The sequence below is a fragment of the Agrobacterium sp. SUL3 genome (genome assembly GCF_001263295.1).
Classification (GTDB): Bacteria; Pseudomonadota; Alphaproteobacteria; order Rhizobiales; family Rhizobiaceae; genus Agrobacterium; species Agrobacterium tomkonis.
In genome coordinates this window covers 207,571-220,666 of sequence record NZ_KQ414499.1, presented here as the reverse complement: position 1 = coordinate 220,666, position 13,096 = coordinate 207,571, and the positions used below count along the sequence as shown (strand labels likewise).

General features: G+C 58.7%; 12 protein-coding genes. 5 read left to right on the top strand and 7 right to left on the bottom strand.

The annotated features are described in order from the left end of the window. Nucleotides 1–894, top strand: a complete 894-nt coding sequence (gene metF / locus AKG12_RS04905) for a methylenetetrahydrofolate reductase [NAD(P)H] (protein ID WP_052818025.1) — start codon at nucleotides 1–3, stop codon at nucleotides 892–894. Nucleotides 895–1,357: 463 nt separating this feature from the next. Here metF and AKG12_RS04900 read toward each other — a convergent pair whose 3' ends face one another. The 7 genes from AKG12_RS04900 to AKG12_RS04870 all read right to left on the bottom strand — a co-directional run bounded on the left by AKG12_RS04900 (nucleotide 1,358) and on the right by AKG12_RS04870 (nucleotide 9,117). Continuing rightward, entirely contained in the window at nucleotides 1,358–2,584 is a 1,227-nt protein-coding gene (locus tag AKG12_RS04900) for a lytic murein transglycosylase (protein WP_046798042.1), read from the bottom strand. 123 nt (nucleotides 2,585–2,707) lie between these two features. Continuing rightward, nucleotides 2,708–3,487, bottom strand: coding sequence for a glycoside hydrolase family 25 protein (locus AKG12_RS04895; protein ID WP_046798428.1), 780 nt, complete (start codon nucleotides 3,485–3,487; stop codon nucleotides 2,708–2,710). Between the two features lie 253 nt (nucleotides 3,488–3,740). Continuing rightward, nucleotides 3,741–4,457, bottom strand: a complete 717-nt coding sequence (locus tag AKG12_RS04890; RefSeq protein WP_052818024.1) for a class I SAM-dependent methyltransferase — start codon at nucleotides 4,455–4,457, stop codon at nucleotides 3,741–3,743. Beyond that, nucleotides 4,454–5,704, bottom strand: coding sequence for a BtaA family protein (locus AKG12_RS04885; RefSeq protein WP_046798044.1), 1,251 nt, complete (start codon nucleotides 5,702–5,704; stop codon nucleotides 4,454–4,456). The genes AKG12_RS04890 and AKG12_RS04885 overlap by 4 nt, the downstream gene beginning before the upstream one ends. A gap of 306 nt (nucleotides 5,705–6,010) precedes the next feature. Next, nucleotides 6,011–7,093 (bottom strand): transglycosylase SLT domain-containing protein, encoded by a 1,083-nt coding sequence (locus tag AKG12_RS04880; RefSeq protein ID WP_052818023.1) that lies wholly within the window; start codon nucleotides 7,091–7,093, stop codon nucleotides 6,011–6,013. A 125-nt stretch (nucleotides 7,094–7,218) separates the two neighbouring features. Then, the gene (locus tag AKG12_RS04875; protein WP_046798046.1) at nucleotides 7,219–7,854 is read right to left on the bottom strand and encodes a LysE family translocator; all 636 of its coding nucleotides are present in this window, start codon (nucleotides 7,852–7,854) and stop codon (nucleotides 7,219–7,221) included. A 51-nt stretch (nucleotides 7,855–7,905) separates the two neighbouring features. Continuing rightward, nucleotides 7,906–9,117 (bottom strand): pyrophosphate--fructose-6-phosphate 1-phosphotransferase, encoded by a 1,212-nt coding sequence (locus AKG12_RS04870; protein ID WP_052818348.1) that lies wholly within the window; start codon nucleotides 9,115–9,117, stop codon nucleotides 7,906–7,908. Nucleotides 9,118–9,448: 331 nt separating this feature from the next. Here AKG12_RS04870 and AKG12_RS04865 point away from each other — a divergent pair, with 331 nt between their 5' ends. From AKG12_RS04865 to AKG12_RS04850, 4 genes are all read left to right on the top strand, one after another. Further along, complete coding sequence (locus AKG12_RS04865) at nucleotides 9,449–10,189, top strand: J domain-containing protein (RefSeq protein ID WP_035220735.1); 741 nt, start codon at nucleotides 9,449–9,451, stop codon at nucleotides 10,187–10,189. Beyond that, nucleotides 10,186–10,965, top strand: coding sequence for an N-acetylmuramoyl-L-alanine amidase (locus tag AKG12_RS04860; RefSeq protein ID WP_052818022.1), 780 nt, complete (start codon nucleotides 10,186–10,188; stop codon nucleotides 10,963–10,965). The genes AKG12_RS04865 and AKG12_RS04860 overlap by 4 nt, the downstream gene beginning before the upstream one ends. Before the next feature lie 247 nt (nucleotides 10,966–11,212). Next, nucleotides 11,213–11,752, top strand: coding sequence for a lytic transglycosylase domain-containing protein (locus AKG12_RS04855; protein WP_046798048.1), 540 nt, complete (start codon nucleotides 11,213–11,215; stop codon nucleotides 11,750–11,752). A gap of 152 nt (nucleotides 11,753–11,904) precedes the next feature. After that, nucleotides 11,905–13,092 carry an NAD(P)/FAD-dependent oxidoreductase gene (locus tag AKG12_RS04850; protein ID WP_052818021.1) on the top strand — a complete coding sequence of 396 codons (1,188 nt, stop codon included), beginning with the start codon at nucleotides 11,905–11,907 and terminating at the stop codon, nucleotides 13,090–13,092. Nucleotides 13,093–13,096: the final 4 nt, after the last annotated feature.

The following is a 13,096-nucleotide window of genomic DNA, read 5'->3' as shown; positions in this document are numbered from 1 at the left end:
ATGTTGAGGTCGGAAACCGCGCGCCACGATGGCGATATCCGGTTATCTTTCGAGTTTTTCCCGCCCAAGAATGCCGAGATGGAGACCCATCTCTGGGAAACGGTTGCCGAGCTGAAAAAATGGAACCCGGATTTCGTGTCCGTCACCTATGGCGCCGGCGGATCCACCAAGGCGCCGACGCTGGATGCTGTGCGCCGGATGATCGGCGACAGCCATCTGCCGACCGCCGCGCATCTGACCTGCGTGGATGCCAGCCGTGACGATGTGCATCAGGTTGTCGAAGAGTTTCGCAATGCCGGCGTGCGCCATTTCGTGGCGCTGCGCGGCGATCCCTCCACCGGCATCGGCACTGCATACAAGCCGCATCCGGAAGGTTACGAAAACGCCGCAGCTCTGGTGAAGGGCCTGCGCGAGATCGGCGATTTCGAGGTTTCCGTTTCGGCCTATCCGGAAAAACATCCGGAAAGCGCAAGCGAGGCGGTTGACATCGACATGCTGAAGCGCAAGGCGGATAATGGCGCCACCCGTGCGCTGACCCAATTCTTCTTCGATAATGATGTGTTCGAGCGTTATATGGAGCGGGTGACGGCGGCGGGCATCACCATTCCGGTGGTGCCGGGCATCATGCCGATCCAGAACCTGACCCAGCTGAAGCGTTTCGCCGGCCGCTGCGGCACCAGCGTTCCCGGTTTTCTGGATGAGCGTTTCGAAGGTTATGATGATGACCTTGAAGGGCGCGCCCGCGTGGCCGCCGAGGTTGCCGCAGAGCAGATCGCCGATCTGCAGCGGCGCGGCGTGAACGAGTTCCACCTCTACACCATGAACCGCGCGCCGCTAGTCAATGCGGTGCTTGAAAATCTCGGGCTGGAACGCCTGCGCCGCAGCGCGGCCTGATTTAAAAACTCTATTTTCGACATGAAAAAAGCGCAGACCCGAAAGGATCTGCGCTTTTTAAATTCGTGTCATCTACGGTTCTTATCTGCGTTTGGTCTTCACGTCTCGTCAGATGAAAAGCATCATCGCTACGAACAAAAACGCCAAACCGACTGCCAAGGCATTGAGAGATTTTGTAAGTCCCATGGGTGCCTCCTGTTGTTGACAGGTTCGATAATATGACCGTTTTGTGGCAGTTGAAAAGCGGTTTCTGTGATGCAGTGCAGCACGCTTTGAGGCGGCATAAAAAAGAAGATTCTGTAATTATCTGAAAATAAAAGATTATTTCTCTTTCACGCAGTGCTTCATATGTTTAAAAAAAGTAAATGACCGGGGTGTTATCCCCAGTCATCCAGTCGAGATTAACGATTTCGCCTTGATTCCGGCGGACAGATTAAAGGCCTGACGGCGCCGTTAAGATTGCTTAAAGCGCCTGCAGAAGAGCCGCCGACGGCCAGCCATCCGCGGGCATGCCGAGGCGCTGCTGTTCCTTCTGGATGGCGACACGGGTGCCGGAACCCAGGATGCCATCGACCTTGCCGACATTGTGTCCACGTGCCTCAAGCTTGGTCTGAAGTTGCTTCATCGTCGCGTCATCAAAGCCCGGCTCGGGATTGCCCTTATTGTAGACGGGCGAACCCATCAGGCGGGTGGCGAAATAGGCCGCCGAAGTCGTGTAGATGAACGACTGGTTCCATTCCAGATAGATGTTGAAATTCGGATAGGTGATGAAGGTCGGCCCCTTGCGGCCCTGCGGCATGATGAGGGCTGCGGGCAGGGAAGCGAAGTTTTTGTTGCCGTCACGCGGCGTCACGCCAAGCGCAAACCATTCACCGGCGGTGAGCGGACCGCCGAGGCCGGATTTTTCCCATGGCAGGTTTTCCGGTAGGGAGACTTCCTGAATCCACGGCTCGCCCTTCTTGAAGCCGAGATGCTGGATGAATTTTGCAGCGGTCAGGATGGCATCCGGGGCGCTATCCTTGACGTTGATGTGGCCGTTGCCGTCACCATCAACACCGAAGGCGATGATGTCCTTGGGCAGCATCTGCACCTGGCCGATTTCACCGGCCCATGCGCCGGTGTTGGCGGCGGGGTCGAGATCGCCATGCTGGACCATTTCAATGAGCGCCAGCAGCTGCGGACGGAAAAGTTCCGGGCGGCGGCAATCATGCGAGAGGGTCACCAGTGCATTGCGGGTGTTGAAATCACCCTGAACGGCACCGAAGTCGGTTTCCATGGCCCAGAACGCGGCGATGACGCCAGCCGGTACGCCGTATTCACTTTCGGCGCGAGCGAAGGTGGAGGAGAGCTCCTGCAGCTTCCTGCGGCCGATATCGAGACGGGCCTGGCTGACGGTGCGCTGGGAGAATTCCAGGAAGGTCTGGCGGAAGACGCCCTGTGCACGGTCACGCGAAAGCACTTTCGGGTCGATCTGCGCGCCGGCAAGCGCCTTCTGGATCGCGTCGGCCGGAATGCCCTTGGCCAGCGCATCGGCTTTCACGCCCTCGAGAAATGCGCCGAGATCACCGCCGCAGGCGACCTGCTTGGGATCGTCAGGCGAGGCAACGGGCGGCGTGGCAAGGGCGGAGCCAGTGGAAAGAAGCGACAAAGCGGCGGCAAAAATGATGCTGCGCGACCGGAAGGTAGACATGGGAATTTCCTCAATGGGTTGTAGGCCCGCTTTACCCATATGTTTGCGACAAAAAAACGGGTCTCGCAGCCAGACGACAGGTGAGAACGCGGTTTTTTCGAATGTGTTGCTTCTTGGCCGTGTTTATTTGGCGGAAGCGACCCATTTCCGCCAGTTTTTCTCACTGCCGGCAAAAACATTGATATCGGTCGGGCCGTTTACGCCGGGCACAACGCCGGTTGCCGTATATTGCCAGAAGGCCCATTGGCGTTCTTCGTAGATCTTGGCCGGATGGGCTGCGACGGAGCGCACCCAGAAATGGTAATTCTTGAACTGGCCAACGAGATTGTCGCGGTGGAAATCAACAGAGGTGTAGATAATCGGGCGCTTGCCGTAATGGGCTTCGAGGCGATCCATGAAACGCTGCATCTCGGCGCGGACGATGCCGGGTGCGGGCCTTGTCTTGCAGGTGGGGGAGGCGGGGTTCCATTCGACGTCGAGAACCGGCGGCAGGGTGACGGCTTCCTTCGGCACGTTGCGAATGAACCAGTCGGCCTGAGCATCGGCCGTCGAGCAGAAATAATAGAAATGATAGGGCGCGTGGAGGATATCCGCCGCTGCGGCGCTGCGCCAATGGTCGCCGAATTTCGGATCGATGCGGTCCGATCCTTCCGTCGCCTTGATGAAGACGAAGGACACACCTGACTTGCGCACGGTCTGCCAGTCGACATCGCCATTCCATTTGGACACGTCGATACCGTGCACCTCGTGGCGATGCGGGTTATTCATGCCGAAATCCTGTGGGTCGGTATCGGCGAATTTCGGCTTGGAAACGGATGCGGTTTCAAGCAGGTCGTAACTCGTGGACGTGCAGCCGCCGATCAAGAGCAAAGCCGACAATAGTGCCGAAAAACGCAGCCGCATTGGAACCCTGATGAAAGTGTTGTTGCCCATCCCGCAGCCGCAACATGGCGCGGCGCATCTCCCGATTTACCCATAACATGGTAAACAAATTGATATGGCAAGGGGCAATGGCCCTTTTCGACATTGCAAGTCGCTGGATTTGAAGCGATTTGTGGTGTGGTGGCGGGAATAACGGCAAGGATTCGCAAGTGGTACGCCGCGCGTTGGCAGCGCACCCCTGTTCCTGCGGAGGCGCCGGAATCTTTTTCGAGAATCAGGCGTCCGCCAGCATCCGGCTGATTTTCGGCTGCACTTCGGCGATCGGAAGCGTGATGACGGCCCGCCACGCGTAACCGCGGGCGATCTCTTCAAATTCAAGATTACCGTCAAAGCGGCCAGCCATATTGGCCAGAACATAACGAAGATTGGCGCGTGGCGTCACGTGGAAACGGTTAAGCCACGCCTGCAGAAGGGTGCGGAACCACTTCGGTAATTGTTCCTGCTGGCCAAAATCGACAATATGCAGGGAACCGCCCGGTTTGAGCGCCGTGAGCGCCTGTTCGACCGCCTTTTCCCATTCCGGTATCATCGACAGCGCGTAGGGGATCATGACGCGGTCGAAACCGTCGGGCTGGCCGAATTCAGCGGCGCGAAAGGCAGTGGCATCGGCCACGCGCAGAATGGGGCGCTCCGCCTTGCCGGCGAAATTTTCCGACGCGGTCAGCAGCATTTCGGATGAGATATCGAGGCCGAAGAGTTTTGCCTGCGGAAACTTCCGGCTGGCCAAAAGCAGGTTACGGCCCGTGCCACAGCCAACTTCCAGCAGCGTGCCGCCATCGGGCACATCGAGGCCGGAAATGGTCCTGTCGCGGCCCAGAAGGTAATATTTGCGGGTGATATCGTAGATATGCCGCTGGTGGCGATACATGCGGTCCATCAGGCCCGCATGCGCGCTGTCTGCAAGACCCACATTCTCGCCAATGGTTTTCATGCCATAGCCCTCTGGTAGATATGGAAACCGCCATAAATGGCCGATCGATCCATGGCGTTCAGCTCTTGCGAGCGCTCTTCGAGATAGACCCACTGGTTGCGAATGTCGGTGGAGAGCCTGCCTTCGATAACACTCTTTTCGGCGGCGGTGCGGAAGATGACGCGTGCGCCGGGAGCGGCTGTGCGACTGATCTGCGACCACAATTCGTTGAGTTGCCCGTCCGTCATCCAATCCTGCGCGTCGAGGAGAATGTAGCGATCAACGCCGCTTGCCGGCTTTTTGGAAAGAAGCTCGGTATAGGTGGCGTGGTGCACGGCGACGCGGGCCGTATTATTACGGATCGTCTCGTAATATTCCGGCTTCAAATAGGCGGGCAGGGCGCCTTCATGTGGCTCGGGATAACGGCGCGCAAAGGCCTGCCAGGCGAAATAATTGTCGCTGAGCGGGAAGTTGCAGGCAAGCTTTTCCAGCCGTTCCTTGAGCACGGCGGCAACCGTGCCGTTAGAGGAAAGGCTCGCCAGCTCGTCATATTGACGGGGCGGAATACCGAGGCCGAACAGAGAGCTTTTACGCTTCGTCAGCCAGCGCACCACCGGCTTGTCGAACAGGGGGGCGACCTTGCTGTCGAAAAACTGGCGTTGTTCGTCCAGCGTGCGGGTCTTGGCCATTTCAGTGAGTTTCACGCCGTGCAGGCGCGCCATCAAATGGCCGGCGCCGATGAAACGGCCAAGCAGGCCGGTGCGATAGATGTTCCGGTCGAACACTGAGATGCGGCGGCGGCCGGAGAGGGTACGCTTCGACCAGTAGGCCTTGGTCGTATCGTCGAGATGGTCAGCGATGAAGCGGTCGTAACCATGGCTGTTGCTGCGCGTATTGGCGCGGCCGAAGTGACGCACGACGTCCTGATGGGCAGGCAGGTGGCGGAAGGCGGCGAGCTTCAGCTTGTTGAGGGCAATGTGATGCGGGTTCAAATCCACCACATCGATGCTGGCAGGGTTGCGGGAGAGATAGGCCAGCATGTTGCAGCCGCCCGAACCGATGGTGACGACCCGGTGGCCTTCGCCAAGCTCCATCGCTTCCATGTCGATTTCCGGGTCTTCCCAGATTTGCGGATAAACGAGACCGGAAAAAAGAACTCCGAAGAACCTTTCTGAAAGGCCGCTTTTCGAGAGTGCCTTGTGCTGGAGCAATGCGGACTTCAGTTTCGTGTTTTTGCTGAAGCCGGTCTTGGGTGCCGCACTCGTCATATGTTCACCTCTCAGTCGATTGAGAGGCGTCTACAGCCGTGACGCTACAGTTTGATGACAGGGGCTGTGGGTGAAAGCAACGAATCAGAAAGACGGTGGGAAACCTGCCTACGCCTGAGATTATCGATAAGGCAGTCATCACGGGCGGCGTCATCCTCGGGCTTGTCCCGAGGATCCAATCACCATGACAAAATCAGACGGTTGCAGATGCTCGGGACAGGCCCGAGCATGACGGAGGATAGGTTTGCGTCATATCTTCAGAGAAGCCGTAGGGTTACACGGCGTTTCCAACCGAGCCGGAGGCTATTACTTCCGCAGAACGTGCAGCATGCCCTTGCGCTTGGCATCGTAATAATAACCGCGGGCATAAAGACGGACCGCGTTGTCGCGGTTGTTGTCGGCCACCACCCATGCGCCGCTCAGATATTTGACGGCGTATTTGAGGTTGGTTTCAGCATCGAACAGACCGGAGGCAGGGCCATCGAAGCCCATGGAGCGGGCCGTGGCGTGCCTGATCTGCATCAGGCCGAAGTTGCCGCTGTTATAGGCGCCGGGATTGTACATGCTTTCACGCTGCACAACGCGGTGAACCAGATCTTCCGGCACATTATACATGACGGCATATTTGGAAATAAGACCGCTCAGCTTCTCGCGTCCGGCTGGCGCTGCCTTGAGCGGCGTCGTCATCGCTTCGTTCTGTCGGATGGCGGCAAGGGCGGCGTTGGTGGGGCCAGAGGCGTAGGCAAGAACCGTGCTGTCCGGCTTTGGCAACGGAATGACTTTTCGTTCCGCCGTCAGTTCAGTGCCGATGGAAGGCGAACCGGGCGGCGGCGGTGCGGGCGGGAAGCTGCCCTTTACGGCAACGACCTGCGGCAGATCGGCTGCGGCGTTGTGGATGGCCGGCTGTGCCGCTGAGCCAGCGGTAGCAATCGCGGCTGCTGCCGGAGTGACGCCTGTCGGCGCGAGGGCCGCGACCGTGGTCGGCGCGGATGTCATCACCGTCGCCTGGGCGACTTCATTCTGCTGCGGTTGCATCTGCGCGTTAATGGCGGCTGCCGCTGCGATTTCAGAGGCCGGCGGCAGGGCCACGCGTCCGCCCTTGACGGCGACTGCGGTGGGAAGTGCTGCAGGCTGGGAAGAGGTTGCCGCATCAGCGGTCTGGGTCGCCGGTGCGGCGGCTGTTGCGCCGGGTACCGTTTCGGCTGCTGCCGTCTGCGTCGATGCCTGGGCGGGTGCCGTAGCGGGGTTGACTGTTGCGATTTTCGGGCCGTTCGGACCTTCCTTCGCGGTATATTCGACGCTGGTACAGCCGCTTAATGCCAATGCCAGACCCACGGTGGAAGACAGAAGAAGTGCACTTCTTCCGCGGAATTTGCCCGAATTTCGCATGTTGCCGCCTTCGTTATGCCTGTCTCTCGATACCCCCGCGTCAAGCGAAGCAGGCAGTGTCCCGTCGAGCCTTCATTAACCTATTGTAAGGATAGCGGCAAGCCGGGACGTGGCATCCCGGTTTTTCAGGCTGCGATGCGCCTGTAACCGGCGCTGACGGCGCGGCCGGAAATGAAGTGGGTGCGGTATTTTGGCCGGATTTTCTTCTCGCCCGACATGCGGCGCACCAGCGCCAGCGTTGAGCCGGCAAACAGCGCCTGTGCGGTGAGAACGGCAAGCGCTAAAAGCAGGATTGCGGCCTGCGCCGCCGCCAGCGTTTCCACGGCGTTGCCGGAGGTGGAAATGAATTGCGGTAACAGCGCCAGAAAGAATGTGAAGTAACGCGGGCGCAACGCGGCAATGGCGTAAGAATCGCGGAAAATGCCGCTCCATGATTTGCCCGGCAGATTGTCGTTATCGGCATTGGCCGCCTGGGCGGCGGGTGTCGCAAAAGTCCACAACAGGAACAGCATCAGCCAGCCGATGCCGGCCCATTGCACTATGCCCAGGAAGGATTGCGGCAGATAGGCCAGACCGGCCACCGGAATGGCCGAAATCGTCATGGCCGTGACGACGCCGAGCGCTCCGCCGCTAACGGAGGCGAAGATGGTCTTTTTGCCGCGGATGGCGGCATAAGAGGCGACAGAGAATACAAGGGGAGAGGGAAGTGCGAACACAACGGCACATGCTGCACAAAAAATCAGCCAGGCCTGTCCAGACATTCTTTTCCTCCTTGCCCTCCCTGTCACCGCATTAATTAGCCTATCGTAAAATTAGGCCGCTGTGAACGGTTGACCGACGTGTTCCATCACTTCGGTAAACCATTTTGCAGAAAGGTCGAAATGCTTTCCGCCCTTGATACGCGGAAACTCGATCGTCCGCAATTTGCCGTTCTGATCTTCATCATGGCCGGTGACGCCGGAGACCTTGTTGAGCGCGCTTTCGACGGCGAGATCGACCATGCCCTGGATGAGCCGCAGATCAGCGCCATTGGCGGGCGCGGACCGGGCGAAATAGCCCGACTTCTGCACCATGGAGCGTTCGGCGCCGATGAGGCCGGCGAATTGCTTCTGGAACCAGCCACCAACATTGATGGTGTCGATCTTCACATGGCCGAAGGCGTCGCGCTTGACGGCTTCGCCAGACGATTCCCGTTCGGCAACGATGGAATCAAGGCCGGCACCTTCGGAAACGAACAGTGTAACGTAGCCGTGTCTGTCCATGATCGCCTTCAGGCGTTCGGCTTCCGCCTCGATGTCGAAGGCCATTTCCGGCAGGTAGATGCCGTCGATATTCTTCATCTGCGTGTTCATCATCAGGCCTTCGACATATTCATTGCCGCTGGTCTTCTGGATATAGGCGCGCGCGGTTGCCGCCGTCAGCCAGCCGCAATGGCGGCCCATCACTTCATGGATCACGAAGGTCTTCGGCGCAGCGCTCTGTTCGTTGCTGACATTGTCGAAGAAGGACGCGCCAACTTCGGCAGCTGTCCATGCGCCGAGAGACTGCTTGATCGGCACCACGTCATTGTCCACAGTCTTCGGCAGGCCGACGACGGTGAGGTTATAGCCGTTGGCGCCGAGATAGGCGGCGAGGTCGGCGGCTGTCGTATTGGTATCGTCGCCGCCGATGGTGTGGAGAATGGTGATGCCGTCAGCGGCCAGCCGTTCGGCGGCGACGCGAAGCGGATTGTCGCCCTCTTTCACCAGTCCGCGCTTGGCGCAGTCGGCGGCGTTGGTGAGCTTGACGCGGCTGTTGCCGATCGGCGAGCCGCCGTATCGGTGCAGCAACGGGGCCTTTTCACGCATCTCGCTGGTGATCTCGATGCGATCGCCCAGAAGAACGCCCTGATAACCGGAGCGATAGGCCACGATGTCGATCTCAGGCGCAATGTCGCTATAGCGCTCGATCAGGCCGCCGACGGCGGAAGAGAGACAGGGCGCAAGGCCACCCGCGGTCAGCATTGCGACTTTCTGTTTGGCCATCATGGCTCTCCTTTTTGCATAAACTCAAAGACATGTCTGGCAAATGGATGCGACAGCCGCGTGTAGGTGTAAAGTGAATTTATCAAGAAAAACGCCGATTTCTCGCGGCTTTTCAGCGGCTTGAGGAAACTGACGGAATATAATCGTTTCAATCCGCATCGAGGCCATCAGTTGCCTGTGTCCGCTTGCGTCACCTGTGGAAAACCCCGGCCGTGCCGTTTGCCCCCTTCTTGTTCCTGAAGCAAAACTGTCGCAAAGATGAATAAAAGTTAATGCCGCAGCACTGCCGGACATATTGCATTCACGGCAATATCCCGTCATGCTTGACGGCATGATGTTCGATTTTGCCTGTCTGCAAATTTCATCCCTGTGGGAGCGGCTGCTCGGCGCAATCGGCGACGCGGCAGGCGGTGCGCTTGGACGCGTGGTTGAAGCCATCCGCACCCTCTTTGAAGGGGACCCGGAGACACGGCGCAAGGTTTCCTTTTCCGTTGCGATTATCGCACTCTCCGCCAAGATGGCGAAGGCTGACGGCGTCGTCAACGATGCCGAGGTGCGCGCCTTCCGTCAAATCTTCGATTTTCCCGAAGAAGAAGCGCGAAACGTTGCCCGTCTTTACAATCTCGCGCGTCAGGACGTTGCCGGATACGAGGCCTATGCCGAGCGCCTTGCCGGTCTCTGCGGTTCCGGGCACGATAATTGCGAGATGCTGGAAAGCGTCATCGACGGACTGTTCCATATTGCCAAGGCCGATGGGCTGATCCACGAGCGGGAACTGGCCTTCCTTGGCCGTATCGCTGAGATATTCCATATCACCGAAGACCACTTCGAAACGATCATGGCGCGGCATGTCCATATGGACGGGCGCGATCCTTATCGTGTGCTTGGCGTTTCGCCCTCGGACGACTTTCTGGATATTCGCAAGCGTTACCGTTCGCTGGTTGCCGAACACCATCCCGACAAGCTCATTGCACGCGGCGTGCCTATGGAATTGCATGCTGCCGCCAATGAGCGTATGGCGGCTCTCAATGCCGCTTATGCGGCCATCGAGAAAGAACGCCGCGTCGCATGAGTGAATGTCTGCCGGATTTTACCCCGGATTTTCCGGGCGCAGCCATTGCGCCGTCGCCTAATCATGGCGAAAGACTTGATGTGGCCGGCCCCGATATCATTCTTCTGCATTATACCGGCATGACGACGGCGGACGGCGCGCTGTCGTGGCTCTGCAATCCCGAAAGCCAGGTCTCCAGCCATTATTTCGTTTTCGAGGACGGCCGCGTCATCCAGATGGTGCCGGAAACCCGCCGCGCCTGGCATGCGGGCAAAAGCACCTGGGCAGGGGATCAAGACATCAATTCCCGCTCCATCGGCATCGAAATCGCCAATCAGGGCCACCCCGGCGGTTTGCCGGAATTCCCGAAGAAACAGGTCGACGCCGTCATCGAATTGTGTCGCGATTGCGGCCAGCGCTGGAATATCGCGCCTGAACGGGTGCTTGCCCACTCGGACGTAGCGCCTATCCGCAAGGTCGATCCGGGCGAAAAATTCCCGTGGGACATCCTGTCGCAGAACGGTGTCGGCCATTGGGTGGAGCCTGCGCCGATCCGCGGCGGGCGCTTTTTCCAGCGTGGCGACCATGGGCAGCCGGTGGAAGCACTTCAGTCGATGCTGTCCATTTATGGATATGGCGTTGAAATAACAGGCGCTTATTGCGAAAAGACCGAAGGCGCCGTTGCTGCCTTCCAGCGGCATTTCCGTCCGGCTCTGGTGGATGGCATCGCGGATTTTTCCACCATCGACACGCTTCACCGGTTGATTGCCAGCCTGCCGAAATTTTCGGCCGCTTAAACGCGAATTCTGGAAAATAGTTCCCTGTTTTCCGGGCGTTCAAGTCGCTTTTTTTGATGTGCCACAGTTAATCCGCATTGAGGAAGTTTAAGAACAGCACTGCATGCGGTGTCGTTCTTCAGGGGAACCAACCGTCAATATCAATCAAGGAGACTGGACTGCGGAAGGTCGCGATCGACTTTCCGGGCGCTGAATATTTGTGTCGCTTCATTGGTTCAGTCATCCGATCTGGAGACTTTTTCTACATATGAACAGGGTTGTTGTTGCTGTTGCGGCGGGTGTTGTTATGCTCGCTTCACAGGCGGGGATTGCTTTTGCCAAAGACGAGGACGTCAAGACCAAAACGGTGACGCTGGAGACCTTCTTCCGCAAGCCCGGTTATCCCATTCCGGAAAAGAGTCTGCCTGCGTCGCTGAAGAACGACTATTCCGATCTGATCGTCAAATATGCCAAGCGCTATGGCGTTCCCACCAATCTGGCGCATGCCGTGGTTTCGGTGGAAAGCAGGTTCAACCCCAAGGCTCGCGGCAGCGCAGGCGAGGTCGGGCTGATGCAGATCAAGCCGGCAACGGCGCGCATGATGGGCTTTCGCGGCACGACAAAGGCGCTCTACGATCCCGAGACCAATATTCGCTGGGGCATGCAATATCTGGCGACCGCCCACCAGCTTGGCGGCGGGCAGGTCTGCAGCACGATCCTGCGTTATAATGCCGGCCATGGCGCCACACGGATGAACCCGGTGTCCAAGCGTTATTGCGGCAAGGTGCAGGCGTTGCTGGCCAGCTGAGGTTTTGCGTATCTTTTCAGGAAGCATTTCCTGGAAAAGCGGAACCGGTTTTTCCACCCGGAAATCCGACAACGCCCCAAGCTTTTGCGAAAAGCGATTCCGGTTCGCGCGGGCATGCTGTAGTCAGGGATAAATCTGATACGGAGCATGTCATGCCGGATTTCAAATATATCGTGGTCGGGGCCGGGATGATGGGTGCGGCCGCGGCGCGGCACCTTTCGGCGCAAACGGATGGTGTGGCATTGATCGGGCCGGCCGAGCCCGCCGATCGCAAGACCCACAAAGGCGTATTTTCGAGCCACTACGACGAAGCGCGCATTACCCGTGGGTTTGACGGCGATCCGGTCTGGGCGGAACTGGCGCAACGTTCCATCCGCCGTTATGCGGAGATTGAAGCCAAAAGCGGCATCCGTTTCTTCACCGAAGCGGGCTGCCTGTTTACCGGAAACGGCAAGGGGCTTGCCGGAGATTACATGTCGCGGGCGCTTTCCTCTGCCGACCGTCTCGGTCTTGGCGTGGAAACGCTCGGCGCTGACGCGCTGGCTGGCCGGTTTCCGATGTTCTCGCTGCCTGCCGATCACGGTGGTTGCCTCGAGGCCGGTAATGCCGGCCACATCAATCCCCGCGCGTTGGTGAGGGCGCAGTGCTCGATTGCCGGGGCGCAGGGCGCGCATTTGGTGCGCGAGACCGCGGCGCATATTCGCGATACCTCGCATGGCGTCGAGGTGGTGACGCGGGAAGGTGCTGTTCACACCGCTGAAAAGGTCATCGTGGCCGCGGGTGGTTTTACCAATATGGCTGAGCTGTTGCCTTCGCCGGTCGATATGGCGGCCACCGGTCGCACCATCGTATTTTTCGAGCTCGATGAGACAAGGCAAGCCCTGTTCGGCGCCATGCCGTCAACTATCGTGCTGGCGGAGACGGAGGACGACATCGTCTACATCCTGCCGCCGGTACGCTATCCCGATGGCAAGGTCTATCTGAAGATCGGCGGCGAAAGCGAGAAGGGCAGGCTCGAGACACTGGCCGGGGCGGTGGACTGGTTCCATTCCGACGGCACGCCGGGCGAGGTGGAATTCCTGACGAGGAAGGCCCTGTCGCTGATGCCCGAACTTGCCGGCTGCCCCGTGACCTCCGGCTCCTGTGTCGCATCGATCACCCGCAGTGGTTATCCCTATATCGGCTATACGCAATCCTCCAATATCGCAGTTCTGACTGGCGGCAATTTCGTCTCCGCCAAGTCTTCGGACGAGATCGGACGGCTGGGCGCAATGCTGCTTTTGAACGGTCAACTGACCGAGGATGAGTTCGCGGCTGAAATGTCGCCGGTTTTCGTCTGACATG